Genomic DNA, 16912 nt, shown 5'->3' with positions numbered 1-16912 from the left:
CCGGCACGGTGGACCCAGGTCGGGCCCGCCTGACCGGGTGCCCGCTCACTTGTGCGGCCGCGTCCACCAGGCGGACGCCCGCTACGGCACCACCCCGTCCCGCCGGTAGGGTGACCGGGATTCCAGCCGGACAGCGTGGTCCGGTACCCGGCCCACGTTGAGAAGGTATTTCGGGCTATGCGCATTGGTGTCCTCACGTCCGGCGGCGACTGCCCCGGCCTGAACGCCGTCATCCGGTCCGTCGTGCACCGCGCCGTCGTCGACCACGGCGACGAGGTCATCGGCTTCCGGGACGGCTGGAAGGGGCTTCTGGAGTGCGACTACCTGAAGCTCGACCTCGACGCGGTGAGCGGCATCCTGGCTCGCGGCGGCACGATCCTCGGTTCCTCCCGGGTCCAGCCCGCGCAGCTGCGTGACGGCGTGGAGCGGGCCAAGGGCCATGTCGAGGAGCTCGGCCTCGACGCGATCATCCCGATCGGCGGCGAGGGCACGCTGAAGGCGGCCCGGCTGCTCTCGGACGGCGGCCTGCCGATCGTCGGCGTGCCGAAGACCATCGACAACGACATCGCCGTCACGGACGTGACCTTCGGCTTCGACACGGCCGTAGGCGTCGCGACCGAGGCTCTGGACCGGCTGAAGACCACCGCCGAGTCCCACCAGCGGGTGCTGATCGTGGAGGTCATGGGCCGCCACACGGGCTGGATCGCCCTGCACTCCGGCATGGCCGCGGGCGCGCACGCCATCGTCGTCCCCGAACGCCCCTTCGACATCGAGGAGTTGGCCGCGCGGGTCGGCGAGCGCTTCGAGGCGGGCAAGCGGTTCGCGATCGTGGTCGCCGCGGAGGGGGCGAAGCCTCGCCCGGGCACCATGGAGTTCGACGAGGGCGGCAAGGACGTCTACGGGCACGAGCGCTTCGCCGGTATCGCCCGGCAGCTCTCCCTGGAGCTCGAGGAGCGCCTCGGCAAGGAGGCCCGGCCGGTGATCCTCGGGCACGTCCAGCGGGGCGGTACGCCGACGGCGTACGACCGGGTGCTGGCGACGCGGTTCGGGTGGCATGCGGTGGAGGCCGCGCATCGCGGCGACTTCGGGAAGATGACCGCGCTGCGGGGGACCGACATCGTCATGGTCTCGCTCGCGGAGGCGGTGGAGAGCCTGAAGACGGTTCCCGAGGAGCGGTACGCCGAGGCGGAGTGCGTGCTCTGAGGGTTCGTTCGCGCTGCACTGACCCCGGTCACAGTTGTGGCCGGGGTCAGTTCTACTCTGGTTCGGACAGACAGCGCACAACGTACGAATCAGGAGCCGGCGGATGGATCACAGCGGGCACGGCATGACCATGGATCTGCCGCCGTTCACGCTGGAGCGGGGGCTCGTGTGGTCCGCGGACCCGTTCTTCCTCGTCGCCTGCCTGGTGGGACTCGGCCTGTACGGCTGGGGGGTCGTGCGGCTCGCGCGGCGCGGTGACAAGTGGTCGGTCGGGCGGACCATCGCCTTCGTGCTCGGCGTGCTGACCGTGATGCTCGTGATGTGCACCAAGCTGAACGACTACGGCATGGTCATGTTCAGCGTGCACATGGTGCAGCACATGGTGATCAGCATGCTCTCGCCGATCCTGATCCTGCTCGGAGCGCCGATCACGCTGGCGCTGCGCGCACTGCCGGTGGCCGCCACGCGAGGCAACAAGGGTCCGCGTGAACTGCTGCTGATGTTCCTGCACAGCCGTTACATGCGGATCATCACGCATCCGGCGTTCACGATCCCGCTGTTCATCGCGAGCCTGTACGCGCTGTACTTCTCCCCCATCTTCGACTTCCTGATGGGCTCCAAGACCGGACACATCGCGATGATGTGCCACTTCCTCGCCGTCGGCCTGGTCTTCTTCTGGCCGATCATGGGCGTCGACCCCGGACCGCACCGGCCGGGCTATCTGATGCGGATGCTGGAGCTGTTCGCGGGCATGCCGTTCCACGCCTTCTTCGGCATCGCGCTGATGATGGCGTCCGCGCCGATGGTCGACACGTACAAGAACCCGCCCGCCTCGCTCGGCATCGACGCGCTCGCCGACCAGAGCGCCGCGGGCGGTATCGCCTGGGCGTTCAGCGAGATCCCCTCCGTCCTCGTGCTGATCGCGCTGCTCTTCCAGTGGTACGCCTCCGAGAAGCGGCAGGCCCGCCGCACGGACCGGGCCGCCGACCGCGACGGCGACAAGGAACTCGAGGCGTACAACGCCTATCTGGCCTCACTCAACGCACGCGGTCGCTGAATTAACTTTGCAATTCACCTTGCGTGAAAGGCTTTTCGGTTCAGTAGCATGGGGGGACATCGGGGGAAACCGCAGGGGGAGCGGTCATGTCAATTCGTGCGTCCATGCAAAGGGCTGGGATTTCCGCCGCCCGAAGGCTCGCTCTACTGCTGGTTTCGGTACTGATAGTCAGCGGGTGCAGCAAATCCGATCAGTTGTTCGTCGTGCGGGCCGTGGCGGCGGGGGTTTCCTCGGTCTCCCCCTTCTTCAAGGAGGACCGACAGCTCGGCACGGACATCCAGTTGCCCGAGGCCCGGCCCAGCGGTGGTGTGCAGGCCAGTAACAGCCCCGGACTGTACGGCGGGGCCCCAGACGGCAGCGCCGGAAGCGGCTCACCGGCGCCCGCACCCAGTACCGCCCCAGGCACCGGCACCGACCCGGGCACCGGCGTGTGGGGCGGCAGCACGAAACCCGGCACCTGCGCCGTGGCGAAGTTGAAGAAATTCCTCACCGACCCCAAGAACTCGGCGAAGGCCCAGGAATGGGCGCGGGTCCTGCATATAAGCACCGATCAGATCCCGAGTTATATCGATCAACTCACACCCGTCGTACTGCGTCACGACACTCTCGTGACGAATCACGACTACAAGAACGGCAAGGCGGTTTCGTACGCCGCGCTGCTGCAGGCCGGAATCGCTATTCTGATCGACCAACAGGGACTGCCCGCGGTGAAGTGCTCCTGCGGCAATCCGCTGCTCCCCTTCGAGGGAAAGGCCTCGAAGACCGACGTGCGGTTCAAGGACGGCAACAAGAAGTGGGCCGACTACCGGCAGGACCGTGTCGTGGTGGTCGAGCCGCCGCCCGGGGCGCAGGAGATCCACAAGCTCCAGCTCGTCGACGTGCACAACCCCGACCGGGGGATCGCCCGCCCGGTGGGCAGCGACGGCAGCCAGGACCAGTCCTTCAACACCCGGCAGAAGCACGCCGTGCCACCTGTCACCGGCATGACCTTCGCCGAGGCGACCCGGCGGCTGACCGACGCGGGGCTGGGAATGTCGTACGCCGGTGACACCCTGCCGGCCGACGACGCCCAGGTGACGGCGTCCCGGCCGACCGAGGGCAGCCAGGTCGCCTGGGGCACGTCGGTCCTCCTGTCGGCGCGGTCCGACAGCCCGTCCGGCAGCGGAGGTGGCCCGGGCACGCCATCGGATTCCGGCACGAGCACGGGCAGCACGAACGGAACGAACGGAACGAACGGAACGGGCTCGGATACCGGGACGACCCCGCCGACACCGTCCGGGGGATCGTCCGGCCTCTCGTCCGGCGGCGCGTCGTCCGGCAGCGCCTCGCCGTCCGACAGCGGCACCGGGTCGGGTGCCCCTACGGACACCGCCACCTCCACCCCCACGAAAACCGCCACGCCCACAGACACGCCCACAGACACCCCCACGGACACGAGCGGCGGCACGGGCGGCGGCACGACGTCGACCCCGTCGCACGCCTCTCCGACCGGCACACCGACGAGCAGTGCCCCGACCACCCCCTCGGCCACTGCCCCGACCGTGCCGACGACCGAACCGACCTCGCACGAACCGACCTCGGCCAAACCCACCGTCAGCAGCGCGCAGCCGACGAGTGAGCCCGTGTCGAGCACACCGCCCGCCCCGGTCGACCCGGGTACGAGCGCCTCCGCGCCCGGTGCGCCCACCGAGAGCGCGGTCTGACCCGCGTACGACAACGCAGAACCCGGGGGCAACCGGATGACAGCAGGATCAGCGCAGTCGGGAGTGGGCCGGATCATCGACGGCCGGTATCTGCTTCTGCAGCAGGTCGGCTCCGGCGGGATGGGCCATGTCTGGCTCGCCCACGACCAGCGGCTCGACTGTGACGTGGCGCTCAAGGAGATCAGGTTCCGCGATGTCCGGGAAGGGAGTGAGGAGCACGAGTCGCGGATCGCGCGCGCCCGCGCCGAGGCCCGGCACGCGGCGGTGCTGCGCGGCCATCCGCACGTGGTGACGGTCCACGACGTCCTGGAGCACGACGGCCTGCCGTGGATCGTGATGGAGTACGTGGCGGGCGCGGAGGACCTGCGGGCCTGGCTCGCCCGGCGCGGCCCGCTGGCCCCGGACGAATGCGCCCGCGTCGGTCTCGCGGTGCTGGACGCGCTGACCGCCGGGCACGAGCGCGGCATCATGCACCGGGACGTCAAACCGGCCAACATCCTGCTCGCCCCGGACCGCGCGGGCACCCCCGGCGCGCGCATCCTCCTCACCGACTACGGCGTCTCGGTCCAGCCGGACTCCCCCGAGACCCGCTGGACCCGTACCGCCGTCCTGGTCGGCACGGCCGGCTATCTGGCACCGGAGCGGGCGCAGGGCGGGCAGCCGACCGCGGCGTCCGACCTGTTCTCGCTGGGCTGCACCCTGTACTTCGGTGTGGAGGGCCACGGCCCCTTCGACCGCGACAGCCACCTCGGAGCGCTCGCCGCGGTGGTCGCGGAGGAGGCGCCGCCGTCCCGGCGAGCCGGCGCGCTGGGGCCGATCATCGACGCGCTGCTGGTCAAAGACCCCGCTCTGCGGATCTCCGCGGAGCGGACGGCGGCCGCCCTGGCCCGGATCATCCTGCCCGAGCCCCATCCGCCGACCCAGGTCGACATCGGCTCGCAGCCGGCGTGGGCGGGGCTCGTCACCTCCGACGGGCCCGGGGGTCCGGCGCCACCGGGACGGCCCCCCGGCGGCCTGTCCCGGGACCACGACTACGCGCCGCCCGCACACGACCAGAGCCCGTCCCCCGCCCGGGGCCAGGGCCTGGCCCCGCCCGCCCAGGATCCGGGGCCTGCCGCCCCCGGCCGGGAGCAGAGCTCGGTGGGACAGGACCGGGACCAGGGTTTCGCGGCGCCGGGATCGTACGTCCCCACGGCCCAGGCCTCTACCGCCCCGGCGCAGCACGCGGCGTACGCACCCATGGCACAGGCGGCCGGCAGCCGTGCCGGTGCCCCGGCCGCGTACGCCCCTCGCCCGGGCCAGGGTTTCGGTCCGCCGACCCCGCACCCCCCACAGCCCGGCGCCGGTTTCGGTCCGCCCGGTTACATGGGACCCGCCGCACCCGCCCCGGACCCCGGTGGGCGGCGCGGCAAGCGGACGCTGCTTCTCCAGGTGGGCGCGGCGCTGCTCCTCGCGCTGTCGCTGACGGCGGGAGTGCTCTGGGGCATGGCCCGGTACGGCAGGACGCAGACGCCCGTGGCCCCGTACGGCGCCCAGGTCGGGCTCTCCGCACCCCTCAAGAAGGGCGACTGCGTACTGAGCGACCCCTCCCCCGCACCGTCCTCGGGTACCCCGCGTCTGCAACTGGATCCGAGCTGCGGAGCGCTGCGCCCCGACGGGCAGGTGATGGAGCTGTACAAGGCCCGATCCTTCGAGGAGGCCGACAGCGACGGAGCGGACCGGTGCGCGGAGCGGACGAAGGCGACCGCCGACAAACTCGCCTGGCACGTCCAGAGCCTGGCCGTCGTGCCCACCCGCGAGGGCTTCGACGCCACCGGCGGGAACGTCGCATGCCTGCTGGTCGGGAAGCACGGTCCGGTGTACGGCAGGCTCGGTGGCCTCCGCCCGTACGGGATGGTGTTCGAGGACGCGACCCAGATGCAGCAGGGCGACTGCCTCGGCCATGCCCGTGGGGACGCGAGCGAATACACCCACTACGAGCTCGTCTCCTGCGACAAGGACCATGTGGGCCAGGTCTTCCGGATCACGCACCTCACCACCCTCACACCCAAGAAGGAGGCCGATGAGCAGGCGAACGCGCGGTGCATGGCCGACGCCCCGCCGCAGCAACTCGGCTATCCCGCCGACACCTATGTGAGTCATGGCCTGCGCAGCACAGGACTGTGGAGGAAGGGGTACTACCTGGTGGTCTGCAGCATCGAGCGTCTGGACAAGGCCCTCATGCACGGAGGCGAGTAGCCCACCCGGCCCTGGCGAACCTCGTCCCTTCGGGTGAAAATGGGCGCAGGCCACGGCCCGCGTCGCGGACCCCGCCGGGAGAAGGGTGTACTGCGATGCCCGGTTCGACGAAGGCGATGGGGGTGCTCACCGTCGGCGGACTCGTCATGGTGACGGCCTACACGGTGGCGCTCGGCAGCAACGGCTGGCTGTGGTTCGGCTGGGTGGTGCTCGGTCTGCTCACGATCGGGATGGTGGCCTCGCGGGGCGCCTGACGCGCGCGGGCCACTGTCACTCCCTGGGCAGCGGTCCCGCCGAGTGCACCCCCGGCTGGTACTTCGGCAGCCGGGCGGTGATCTTCATGCCCGCTCCCACCGCGGTCTCGATGACGAGGCCGTACTCGTCCCCGTACACCTGGCGGAGCCGGTCGTCGACGTTGGACAGCCCGATGCCGCCGGAGGGGCTCACCTCCCCGGCGAGGATGCGGCGCAGCCGGTCGGGGTCCATTCCGGTGCCGTTGTCCTCGATCACGACCAGCGCCTCGGCACCCGCGTCCTGGGCGGTGATGCTGATGTGGCTCTTGTCGGTCTTGCCCTCCAGTCCGTGTTTGACGGCGTTCTCCACGAGCGGTTGGAGGCACAGGAAGGGCAGCGCGACCGGCAGCACCTCGGGGGCGATCTGCAGGGTGACCGAGAGGCGGTCGCCGAAGCGGGCTCTGACCAGTGCCAAGTAGTGGTCAATGGCATGCAGTTCGTCGGCGAGGGTGGTGAAGTCGCCGTGCCTGCGGAACGAGTAGCGGGTGAAATCGGCGAATTCCAGGAGCAGTTCGCGGGCGCGCTCGGGGTCGGTGCGGACGAACGAGGCGATCACCGCGAGCGAGTTGAAGATGAAGTGCGGGGATATCTGTGCGCGCAATGCCTTGATCTCGGCCTCGATCAGACGGGTGCGGGACTGGTCGAGGTCGGCGAGCTCCAGTTGCACGGAGACCCAGCGGGCGACCTCGCCCGCGGCCCGGACGAGGACGGCGGACTCGCGGGGCGCGCAGGCGACGAGCGCTCCGTGGACGCGGTCGTCGACGGTGAGCGGTGCGACGACGGCCCAGCGCAGGGAGCAGTCGGGCTCGTCGCACCTCAGCCGGAAGGCCTCGCCGCGGCCGGTCTCCAAGGGGCCGCCGAGCCGTTCCATGATCTCGGTGCGGTGGTGCTCCCCCAGGCCGTCCCAGGCGAGGACGGTGTCCTGGTCGGTGAGGCACAGGGCGTCCGTGCCGAGCAGGGTGCGCAGTCGGCGGGCGGACTTGCGGGCGGTCTCCCCGGTGAGACCCGCGCGCAGTGGGGGCGCGGCCAGCGAGGCGGTGTGCAGGGTCTCGAAGGTGGCGTGTTCGACGGGGGTGCCGAGGCCGCCGAGGTTCTCGGGCCGCGCGGTGCGCCTGCCGAGCCAGAAGCCGGCGGCGAGCAGCGGGAGCACGGCGACGCACAGGCCCGCCAGGAATCCGCTCACGCCGTCACCGCCCCGCTCACGCCTCGGCCTCCCCGCTCGACGATCCGCTCACGCCTTGGCCTCCCCGCGTGCGTCGGCGTCCGCGCGCCTGTCCCCTCCGGCCAGTTCTTCCGGCAGGTGGAACCGGGCCAGGATCGCCGCCGTCCCGGCCGGCACCCGTCCGGCCGTGGCCAGCGACACCAGGATCATGGTGAGGAACCCGAGCGGCACCGACCAGAGCGCGGGCCAGGCGAGCAGTGCGTGCAGCGCGCCCGAGCCCGGGTAGCCCGCCATGGTCGCCGCGACGGCGACGAAGGCCGCGCCGCCACCGACGAGCATTCCGGCGGCCGCGCCCGGCGGGGTCAGCCGCCGCCACCAGATGCCGAGGACGAGCAGCGGGCAGAAGGAGGACGCGGACACGGCGAAGGCGAGTCCGACGGCGTCGGCGACGGGCAGTCCGCCGACGATCACGCTCGCCGCGAGCGGCACCGCCATGGCGAGTACGGTGCCCAGCCGGAAGTGGCGTACACCGCGCGAGGGCAGCACGTCCTGGGTGAGCACCCCGGCCACCGCCATGGTCAGTCCGGACGCGGTCGACAGGAACGCCGCGAAGGCTCCGCCCGCCACCAGCGCGCCCAGCAGATCCGCGCCGAGCCCGCCGATCACACGGTCGGGCAGCAGCAGGACGGCGGCGTCGGCGTTCCCGGTCAGGCTCAGTTCGGGGGCGTACAGGCGGCCGAGCGCCCCGTAGACGGGCGGCAGCAGGTAGAACGCGCCGATCAGGCCGAGGACGGCGACCGTGGTGCGGCGGGCCGCGACGCCGTGCGGGCTGGTGTAGAAGCGGACGACGACGTGCGGCAGTCCCATCGTGCCGAGGAAGGTGGCGAGGATCAGTCCGTACGTGGCGTACAGCGGGCGTTCCTCGCGGCCCGCCGCCAGCGAGGTCGACATGCCGCCGTTGCTGCCCCGGTCGGCGGCCGGGACGGGGTCGCCCTTGGCGAAGGTCAGCCGGGTGCCGCGCTCGATGTGGTGGACGCCCGCGGGGAGTCGAAGCCGCTCGCCGTCGTAGCGACGGCCGTCGACCGTGCCGGTGGCCGTGACGCCCAGGGGGTCCGAGAGCTTCAGGTCGAGGCTGTCGTCGACGCGGACGACGCGCTGCTCGCGGAAGGTCGCGGGTTCGGCGAAGGCCTGGCGCGGGGCGCCGTCGGCCTGCCAGGCGAGGACCAGGAAGAGTGCGGGGACCAGCAGGGCGGTGAGTTTGAGCCAGTACTGGAAGGCCTGCACGAAGGTGATGCTGCGCATGCCTCCGGCGGCGACGGTGGCGACCACGACGACCGCGACGAGCACCCCGCCGAACCAGTCGGGCGCGTCGGTCAGGACGGCCAACGTCAGCCCGGCGCCCTGCAGTTGGGGCAGCAGGTACAGCCAGCCGACCCCGACCACGAAGGCACCGGCGAGGCGTCGCACGGCCGGTGAGCCGAGGCGTGCCTCCGCGAAGTCGGGCAGGGTGTACGCGCCGGAGCGGCGCAGCGGGGCCGCGACGAACAGGAGCAGTACGAGATAGCCGGCCGTGTAGCCGACGGGGTACCAGAGCATGTCGGGGCCCTGGACGAGGACGAGGCCCGCGATGCCGAGGAAGGAGGCGGCGGAGAGGTACTCGCCGCTGATCGCGGCCGCGTTGAGCCGGGGGCCCACGGTGCGTGAGGCGACGTAGAAGTCGGAGGTGGTCCGGGAGATGCGCAGGCCGAACGCGCCGACCAGGACGGTCGCCACGACGACGAGGGCGACGGCGGGGACGGCGTAGTTCTGATTCACGGCTCAGCGGTCCTCGACCAGGCGCACGAAGTCCTTCTCGTTGCGCTCCACGCGCCGCACGTACCAGCGGGCGAGCAGGACCAGGGGCGGGTAGACGCAGAAGCCGAGCACGGCCCACTCCAGGCTCGCGCCGTCCGGCATCGCGGCGAAGACCAGGGGAAGTGGCCCGACCAGCAGGACGAGCACGGCGAACACCACCAGCGCCGCACGGAGTTGACTGCGCATCAGGGAGCGGACGTAAGTGTGGCCGAGCGTGGTCTGTTCGTCGATCTCGGTCCTGGGCCGGTAGTAGCCGGAGGTGCGGCGGGTGCGCCGGGGCACTCCCGTGACGACCACCCGGCGTTCGGTCGGGTCCTGCGGCACGCCGTTTCCCCCTCTCAGCTCGTGGTCCGGCGCATCAGCAGATCGCGCAGTTCGCGGGCGTGCCGGCGGCTGACCTGGAGTTCGACGGAGTCGACGAGGACGCTCACGGTGCCCGCGTCCAGGCGGAGTTCGCCGATGTGGCGCAGGGCGACGAGATGGCGCCGGTGGATGCGGACGAAGCCGCGTGAACGCCAGCGTTCCTCCAGGGTGGAGAGCGGGATGCGGACGAGATGGCTGCCCTGGGCGGTGTGCAGGCGTGCGTAGTCGCCGTGCGCTTCGACGTGGGTGATGTCCTCGACGGCCACGAAGCGGGTGACGCCGCCGAGTTCGACGGATATGTGGTCCGGGTCGGGCTCGTGGACGGGTATCCGCGGTGTGGCGTCCTGGAGTTGGGCGGCCCGCCGGACGGCTTCGGCCAGCCGCTCCCGCCGTACCGGCTTGAGGACGTAGTCGACGGCCTTGAGGTCGAAGGCCTGGACGGCGAAGCCCTCGTGGGCGGTGACGAACACGACGAGCGGCGGCGAGGCGAAGCCGGTGAGCAGCCGGGCGAGGTCGAGTCCGTCGAGTCCGGGCATGTGGATGTCGAGGAAGACGACATCGATGGCTTCGGGCCCGTCGGGTCCGGATTCCAGGGCCCGGTTGATCCGGCGCAGCGCCTCGGTCGCGTCGCTCGCGCCCTCGGCGCTGGAGATCCGGGGATCGGTGTTCAGGAGGTAGAGGAGTTCCTCGAGGGACGGTTGTTCGTCGTCGACGGCGAGCGCGCGCAGCATGAGAGTGGAGTGTAGGAGCGATCGGCATGCCTGGACATGTGCGGGACGTGGACGTCGTCGCCGGACATGCGGACGTTCTCGCTGGTTGCGTGGACGTTGTCGCTGGATACAGTGCCGCCATGAACAGCAAGCCCGCGATGTTCGACGAACTCGACCGCAAGATCATCACGGCCCTCATGGCCAACGCCCGGACGAGCTTCGCCGAGATCGGCACGGCGATCGGGCTGTCGGCCACCGCGGTCAAGCGCCGTGTCGACCGGCTGCGCGAGACCGGGGTGATCACCGGGTTCACGGCCACGGTGAAGCCGACGGCGCTCGGCTGGCGCACGGAGGCGTACGTCGAGGTGTACTGCGAGGGCGCGGCGCCACCCCGGCGGCTCGCGGAGGTGGTCCGCAACCATCCGGAGATCACCGCGGCCATGACGGTGACAGGCGGCGCGGACGCGCTGCTCCATGTGCGGGCCACGGATGTGGACCATTTCGAGGAGGTGCTGGAGCGGATCCGCACCGAGCCCTTCATCCGGAAGACGATCAGCTACATGGTGCTGTCGCATCTGCTGCCGGAGGCCCCGGAGGCGGGCGCCACCCACGCGGCCCCACAGGATGCGCTGGACGCATCAAACCTGCGTTGACCTGAGTGATTACGCAGCGATGCTGCGCACACACGCAGCTCTCGTCTCTTGTCGCCCGTATCCCCCGTTTCCTACCTTGGAGGCACCCCCAGTCGACACCGCAGGAAGCGGAGGTACCTCTCTGTGCCCGACAGCCGTGTGCCGCGCCCTCGGCGCTTTCTCGTCTGTGAACCCAGACACTTCGCCGTGCAGTACGCGATCAATCCCTGGATGCGTCCCGACGCCCAAGTGGACGTCGATCTGGCCCGTGACCAGTGGGCGGCGCTGATCAGCGCCTACCGGGCCCACGGCCACACCGTGGACACCGTGGAGCCCGTGGCGGATCTCCCGGACATGGTGTTCGCGGCGAACTCCGCGCTCGTCCTGGCGGGCCGGGTCTTCGGCTCGTACTTCCACGCGCCGCAGCGCCGCCCCGAGTCCACCGCGTACGAGACCTGGTTCAAGGCGGCCGGTTTCGATGTCTACCGTCCCGAATCCGTCTGCGAGGGCGAGGGCGACCTCGTCCCGGTGGGCCGGTACGTACTGGCCGGCACCGGATTCCGGACGACCCCCGAGGCGCACCGCGAGGTGCAGGAGTTCTTCGGCGTCCCGGTGGTCAGCCTCCAACTGGTGGACCCGCGCTTCTACCATCTGGACACGGCACTCTTCGTCCTGGACGACGGGCCCGAGGCGAACATCGCGTACTACCCGGAGGCGTTCTCGCCCGGCAGTCGCGAGGTCTTGACCCGGCTCTTCCCGGACGCGGTGCTCGCGACCCGTGAGGACGCGTTCACCTTCGGCCTGAACTCCGTCTCCGACGGCCGCCACGTGTTCATCGCGCCGCGCGCCGAGGCCCTCGCCGACCGGCTCGCCCGCCACGGCTACGTCCCCGTCCCCGTCGACCTCTCCGAGTTCCACAAGGCCGGCGGTGGCATCAAGTGCTGCACCCAGGAGATCCGCTCATGACCGCTCCCGCCCGTACGCTCGCGTCCTCCGCCGCCGGTCCGCGCTCCTCCGCCGACCTGATCCGCGCCGAGGAGCCCGTCCTCGCGCACAACTACCACCCGCTTCCCGTGGTCGTCGCCCACGCCGAGGGCACCTGGGTCGAGGACGTCGAGGGGCGCCGCTACCTCGACATGCTGGCGGGCTACTCGGCCCTCAACTTCGGCCACCGCAACCCGGTGCTGATCGACGCGGCCCACCGTCAGCTGGACCGGCTGACGCTCACCTCGCGCGCCTTCCACAACGACCGGCTGGCCCAGTTCGCCGAGTCGCTGGCCGAGTTGACCGGCCAGGACATGGTCCTGCCCATGAACACGGGCGCGGAGGCGGTGGAGAGCGCCATCAAGGTGGCCCGCAAGTGGGCGTACGAGGTGAAGGGCGTCGCACCGGACCGGGCGACGATCGTGGTGGCCGCGGACAACTTCCACGGCCGTACGACGACGATCGTGAGCTTCTCGACGGACGAGACGGCCCGCGCCGGATTCGGCCCCTTCACCCCTGGCTTCCGTGTCGTCCCGTACAACGACCTCGCCGCGCTGGAAGCGGCCGTCGACGAGACGACCGCGGCCGTGCTGATCGAGCCCATCCAGGGCGAGGCAGGCGTCGTCATCCCGGACGACGGTTACCTGACCGGTGTCCGCGAGCTGACCCGGCGCGCCGGCTGTCTGTTCATCGCGGACGAGATCCAGTCGGGCCTGGGCCGCACGGGCACCACGCTCGCCGTGGAACACGAGGAGGTCGTCCCCGACCTGCTCCTCCTGGGCAAGGCGCTCGGCGGCGGCATCGTGCCGGTGTCGGCGGTGGTCGGCCGCCGGGACGTGCTCGGGGTGCTGCGGCCCGGTGAGCACGGCTCGACCTTCGGCGGCAATCCGCTGGCCGCGGCGGTCGGCTCCGCGGTCGTCGGACTCCTGGAGACCGGCGAATACCAGAGCAGGGCGGCCGAGTTGGGCGTGGTCCTGCGGGGCGGTCTGACGGCGCTCGTGGGCCGGGGCGTGGAGGGCTTCCGCTCTCGGGGGCTGTGGGCGGGCGTCGACATCGACCCGGCCATCGGCACCGGGCGCGAGATCAGCGAGGGCCTGATGCGCGAGGGAGTTCTGGTCAAGGACACCCACGGATCGACGATCCGACTGGCCCCGCCGCTGACCATCACCGGCGAGGAACTCCAGTCCGCCCTGGGCGCCTTGGAGAAGGTGCTGACACAGGGGGTCTGACACCGGCGCCGGCAGCCGCCGACGCCTTGGTGGGCACGCCGCGCTCCCCTCGCCCGGCCGCACCACCGACGGGCGCCTGCCCCGGAACACCGGGGCAGGCGCCCGCGCCGCTCTGCCATCGACCTGTTGAGGAGTGCAGACAGGCGATCACTCGGCGGCGGGCTCTGCGAGTTGCTCGGCCGCGGTCGTGTTGCCCTGCTCGGCGAGGCGTCGCAGCTCGTCCATGTTGTCCTGCTCCGTGGCGAGTTCGATCAGCTGGTCGGTGGCCGTGACATTGCCGCTGCCCGATAGGCGGCGCAGTTCTTCGAGGTCGCCTTGCTCTGCGGCGAGTTGGATGAGCTCGACGGTTGCGGTGGGGTTGTCCGCGTCCGCGAGGCGGCGCAGTTCGTTCGGGTCGCCGAGTTCGGCGGCGAGTTCGACACGGGTAGGGAACTGGGCTGCGTCCACCCCATGGGCCCGCTGAAGCCGGCCGACCTGATCGGCCTTGACACCGTCGCCTCGATCGCGGAGTCCCTGTACGACGAGTTCAAGGAACCCCTCTACGCGCCGCCCCCGCTGCTCCAGCGGATGGTGGAGGCAGGGCTGCTGGGCCGCAAGACCGGCCGCGGTTTCCACGTGTACGGCCAGGAGTGAGCATCCTGGCGCGACCGGGCCGAGGGGCCCTGACCGCGTGTCCCAGCTCACCGTCCGAATGCCGGACCTGATCCGCCGCGCCGGGTGAGCGCCCCATAGGCTGGTCTGTGCAACTGGTTCGCCCCGTCCGCCAGGCGGGATGCGTCGCAAGAGGGAACCCGGTGGGAATCCGGGACTGCCCCGCAGCGGTGAGTGGGAACGACCGCCGTCATACGCACTGGGTCCGGTGAACAGGACCTGGGAAGCGACGGCTATTAGGTGTCCTCCGTACGGAGGACGTGCCCGCGAGTCCGAAGACCTGCCCGTTGCCCGCGCCCGACCCCTCGTGCGCGGACATCCCGGTGACCTCGTGGGCGGGTCGGCGTACATATCGGGCGGACGACCGCGCTGTGCCGCGTGAGGTCGTTTCCGTCCGGTTCGTCACCCCTTCGCGCCCTCGTCCCGTCCCGGGATCCCAGGGAGATATCTCGCGAAGGAGATTTCCGTGACAGCGAAGTCCGCAGCCGCGGCAGCACGGGCCACCGTGTACGGCTACCCCCGCCAGGGACAGAACCGGGAGCTGAAGAAGGCGATCGAGGGCTACTGGAAGGGCCGCGTCGACGCCGATGCCCTCCGGGCCACCGCCACCGAACTGCGCCGCACCAACTGGCGGCAGCTGGCCGAGACCGGCATCCACGAGGTACCCACCGGCGACTTCTCGTACTACGACCACGTCCTGGACACCAGCGTCATGGTCGGCGCGATCCCCGAACGCCATCGCGCCGCCGTCGAGGCCGACGCGCTGGACGGCTACTTCGCGATGGCGCGCGGCACCCAGGACGCGGCACCGCTGGAGATGACGAAGTGGTTCGACACCAACTACCACTACCTGGTGCCCGAGTTGGGTCCGGACACCGTCTTCACGGCCGACTCCACCAAGCAGGTCGCCGAGTTGGGCCAGGCCCTCGCCCTCGGCCTCACCGCCCGCCCCGTTCTCGTCGGCCCCGTCACCTACCTGCTGCTCGCCAAGCCCGCGCCGGGCGTCGCCGCGGACTTCGACCCGCTGACGCTCCTCGACCGGCTGCTGCCCGTGTACGCCGAAGTCCTCGCCGACCTGCGCACGGCCGGCGCCGAGTGGGTGCAGCTCGACGAACCGGCCCTGGTCCAGGACCGTACGCCCGCCGAGCTGAACGCCGCCGCACGCGCCTACCGCGACCTGGGAGGGCTCGCCGAGCGACCGAAGCTGTTGGCCGCCTCGTACTTCGACCGGCTCGGTGACGCGCTGCCCGTGCTCGCCAAGGCTCCGGTGGAGGGTCTGGCGCTCGATTTCACCGAGGCCGCTGCCGCCAACCTGGACGCGCTCGCCGCCGTGGGCGGCCTGCCCGGCAAGCGCCTGGTCGCCGGTGTCGTCAACGGGCGCAACATCTGGGTCGACGACCTGGAGAAGTCCCTCACCACCCTCGGCACCCTGCTCGGACTCGCCGACCGGGTCGACGTGGCCGCCTCCTGCTCGCTGCTGCACGTCCCGCTCGACGCCACCGCCGAACGCGCCATCGAGCCGCAGATCCTGCGCTGGCTCGCGTTCGCCCGCCAGAAGACCGCCGAGATCGTCACCCTCGCCAAGGGCCTCGGGGGCGGCACCGACACCATCGCGGCCGAACTCGCCGCCAACCGGGCCGACCTGGCCTCCCGCGCCGGCTCGGCGCTCACCCACGACCCGGCGGTACGCGCCCGCACCACCGCCGTCACGGACACCGACGCCCGCCGCGCCCAGCCCTACCCCGAACGGGCCGCCGCCCAGCGCGCCCACCTGCGTCTGCCCCTGCTGCCGACCACCACCATCGGCTCCTTCCCCCAGACCACCGAACTGCGCACCGCGCGGGCCAACGTGCGCGCGGGACGGATCGACAGCGCCGGGTACGAGGAGCGCATCAGGGTCGAGATCGGCGAAGTGATCTCCTTCCAGGAGAAGACCGGCCTCGACGTCCTCGTGCACGGCGAGGCCGAACGCAACGACATGGTCCAGTACTTCGCCGAACAGCTCACCGGCTACCTCGCCACACAGCACGGCTGGGTCCAGTCCTACGGCACCCGTTACGTACGCCCGCCGATCCTGGCCGGCGACATCTCCCGCCCGGAACCGATGACCGTGCGCTGGACGACGTACGCCCAGTCCCTCACCAGCAAGCCGGTCAAGGGCATGCTCACCGGCCCTGTCACCATGCTCGCCTGGTCCTTCGTCCGCGATGACCAGCCCCTCGCCGACACCGCCCGACAGGTCGCCCTCGCCCTGCGCGACGAGGTGAACGACCTTGAGGCGGCCGGGACTTCGGTCATCCAGGTGGACGAACCCGCGCTGCGCGAGACCCTGCCACTGCGCGCCGGCGACCGTCCGGAGTATCTGGCGTGGGCCACCGAGGCGTTCCGCCTCACCACCGCGGGCGTACGGCCGGACACCCAGATCCACACCCACATGTGCTACGCCGAGTTCGGCGACATCGTCCAGGCCATCGACGATCTCGACGCCGACGTCATCAGCCTCGAGGCCGCCCGCTCCCACATGCAGGTCGCCCGCGAACTCGCCGAACACCGCTACCCGCGCGAGGCCGGACCCGGCGTGTACGACATCCACTCCCCACGCGTACCCGGCGCGGAGGAGGCGGCGGCGCTGCTGCGCAAGGGACTTGAGGCCATCCCCGCCGAGCGGCTGTGGGTCAACCCCGACTGCGGCCTGAAGACCCGCGCCTGGCCCGAGACCCGCGCCTCGCTGGAGAACCTGGTCACCGCGGCCCGGACGGTCCGCACGGAGCTGTCCGCGTCCTGAGCCCGTACGGCGGGCCGGGAGAGCGCGCCCAGCGCTTCCCGGCCCGCC

14 protein-coding genes, 1 pseudogene and 1 riboswitch are annotated in these 16912 nt (G+C 71.2%); of the genes and pseudogenes, 10 read left to right on the top strand and 5 right to left on the bottom strand.

Going from position 1 to position 16912, the window contains the following annotated elements:
* Nucleotides 1-177 precede the first annotated feature (177 nt).
* The 5 genes from ACFZDJ_RS12835 to ACFZDJ_RS12815 all read left to right on the top strand — a co-directional run bounded on the left by ACFZDJ_RS12835 (nucleotide 178) and on the right by ACFZDJ_RS12815 (nucleotide 6455).
* Entirely contained in the window at nucleotides 178-1203 is a 1026-nt protein-coding gene (locus tag ACFZDJ_RS12835; protein WP_075025354.1) for a 6-phosphofructokinase, read from the top strand.
* A 103-nt stretch (nucleotides 1204-1306) separates the two neighbouring features.
* Nucleotides 1307-2260: a cytochrome c oxidase assembly protein gene (locus ACFZDJ_RS12830; RefSeq protein ID WP_390931212.1), complete on the top strand. Its 954-nt coding sequence runs from the start codon at nucleotides 1307-1309 to the stop codon at nucleotides 2258-2260.
* Nucleotides 2261-2463: 203 nt separating this feature from the next.
* The gene (locus tag ACFZDJ_RS12825) at nucleotides 2464-3963 is read left to right on the top strand and encodes a DUF6777 domain-containing protein (protein ID WP_391059135.1); all 1500 of its coding nucleotides are present in this window, start codon (nucleotides 2464-2466) and stop codon (nucleotides 3961-3963) included.
* Nucleotides 3964-3999: 36 nt separating this feature from the next.
* Nucleotides 4000-6201 carry a protein kinase gene (locus ACFZDJ_RS12820; RefSeq protein ID WP_391058358.1) on the top strand — a complete coding sequence of 734 codons (2202 nt, stop codon included), beginning with the start codon at nucleotides 4000-4002 and terminating at the stop codon, nucleotides 6199-6201.
* Between the two features lie 95 nt (nucleotides 6202-6296).
* Entirely contained in the window at nucleotides 6297-6455 is a 159-nt protein-coding gene (locus tag ACFZDJ_RS12815; RefSeq protein WP_167552139.1) for a hypothetical protein, read from the top strand.
* Between the two features lie 16 nt (nucleotides 6456-6471).
* Here the strand turns inward: ACFZDJ_RS12815 and ACFZDJ_RS12810 are convergent, their stop codons facing one another.
* Genes ACFZDJ_RS12810 through ACFZDJ_RS12795 form a run of 4 tightly spaced genes read right to left on the bottom strand, consistent with a single transcriptional unit; the run spans nucleotide 6472 to nucleotide 10604 of the window.
* A complete protein-coding gene (locus ACFZDJ_RS12810; protein ID WP_168506672.1) occupies nucleotides 6472-7677 on the bottom strand; it encodes a sensor histidine kinase in 1206 nt (401 codons plus the stop codon).
* 48 nt (nucleotides 7678-7725) lie between these two features.
* Nucleotides 7726-9471, bottom strand: coding sequence for a cation acetate symporter (locus ACFZDJ_RS12805; RefSeq protein WP_391058355.1), 1746 nt, complete (start codon nucleotides 9469-9471; stop codon nucleotides 7726-7728).
* 3 nt (nucleotides 9472-9474) lie between these two features.
* The gene (locus ACFZDJ_RS12800; protein ID WP_212727789.1) at nucleotides 9475-9834 is read right to left on the bottom strand and encodes a hypothetical protein; all 360 of its coding nucleotides are present in this window, start codon (nucleotides 9832-9834) and stop codon (nucleotides 9475-9477) included.
* Nucleotides 9835-9848: 14 nt separating this feature from the next.
* Nucleotides 9849-10604 (bottom strand): LytR/AlgR family response regulator transcription factor, encoded by a 756-nt coding sequence (locus tag ACFZDJ_RS12795; protein WP_384907582.1) that lies wholly within the window; start codon nucleotides 10602-10604, stop codon nucleotides 9849-9851.
* A gap of 119 nt (nucleotides 10605-10723) precedes the next feature.
* On the opposite strand from ACFZDJ_RS12795, the gene ACFZDJ_RS12790 reads away from it, so the two are divergent.
* The 3 genes from ACFZDJ_RS12790 to rocD all read left to right on the top strand — a co-directional run bounded on the left by ACFZDJ_RS12790 (nucleotide 10724) and on the right by rocD (nucleotide 13428).
* Nucleotides 10724-11236, top strand: coding sequence for an Lrp/AsnC family transcriptional regulator (locus ACFZDJ_RS12790; protein WP_067378689.1), 513 nt, complete (start codon nucleotides 10724-10726; stop codon nucleotides 11234-11236).
* Nucleotides 11237-11359: 123 nt separating this feature from the next.
* Nucleotides 11360-12181: a dimethylargininase gene (ddaH, locus tag ACFZDJ_RS12785; protein WP_391058352.1), complete on the top strand. Its 822-nt coding sequence runs from the start codon at nucleotides 11360-11362 to the stop codon at nucleotides 12179-12181.
* Complete coding sequence (rocD, locus tag ACFZDJ_RS12780; RefSeq protein ID WP_389597549.1) at nucleotides 12178-13428, top strand: ornithine--oxo-acid transaminase; 1251 nt, start codon at nucleotides 12178-12180, stop codon at nucleotides 13426-13428. Before ddaH ends, rocD begins: the two co-directional genes overlap by 4 nt.
* A 147-nt stretch (nucleotides 13429-13575) precedes the next feature.
* Here rocD and ACFZDJ_RS12775 read toward each other — a convergent pair whose 3' ends face one another.
* A complete protein-coding gene (locus tag ACFZDJ_RS12775; RefSeq protein ID WP_391059191.1) occupies nucleotides 13576-13875 on the bottom strand; it encodes a hypothetical protein in 300 nt (99 codons plus the stop codon).
* On the opposite strand from ACFZDJ_RS12775, the pseudogene ACFZDJ_RS12770 reads away from it, so the two are divergent.
* Both ACFZDJ_RS12770 and metE read left to right on the top strand, forming a co-directional pair.
* Nucleotides 13816-14061, top strand: a pseudogene (locus tag ACFZDJ_RS12770) (3-hydroxyacyl-CoA dehydrogenase family protein); the annotation flags it as partial. The gene ACFZDJ_RS12775 and the pseudogene ACFZDJ_RS12770 overlap by 60 nt on opposite strands.
* Nucleotides 14062-14158: 97 nt before the next feature.
* A riboswitch (cobalamin riboswitch) is annotated at nucleotides 14159-14382 on the top strand.
* 163 nt (nucleotides 14383-14545) lie between these two features.
* Entirely contained in the window at nucleotides 14546-16864 is a 2319-nt protein-coding gene (gene metE, locus ACFZDJ_RS12765; RefSeq protein ID WP_391058347.1) for a 5-methyltetrahydropteroyltriglutamate--homocysteine S-methyltransferase, read from the top strand.
* Nucleotides 16865-16912: the final 48 nt, after the last annotated feature.

It is taken from the genome of Streptomyces sp. NPDC007896 (genome assembly GCF_042959425.1).
GTDB lineage: Bacteria > Actinomycetota > Actinomycetes > Streptomycetales > Streptomycetaceae > Streptomyces.
This window is presented reverse-complemented; position numbering and strand designations above follow the sequence as displayed.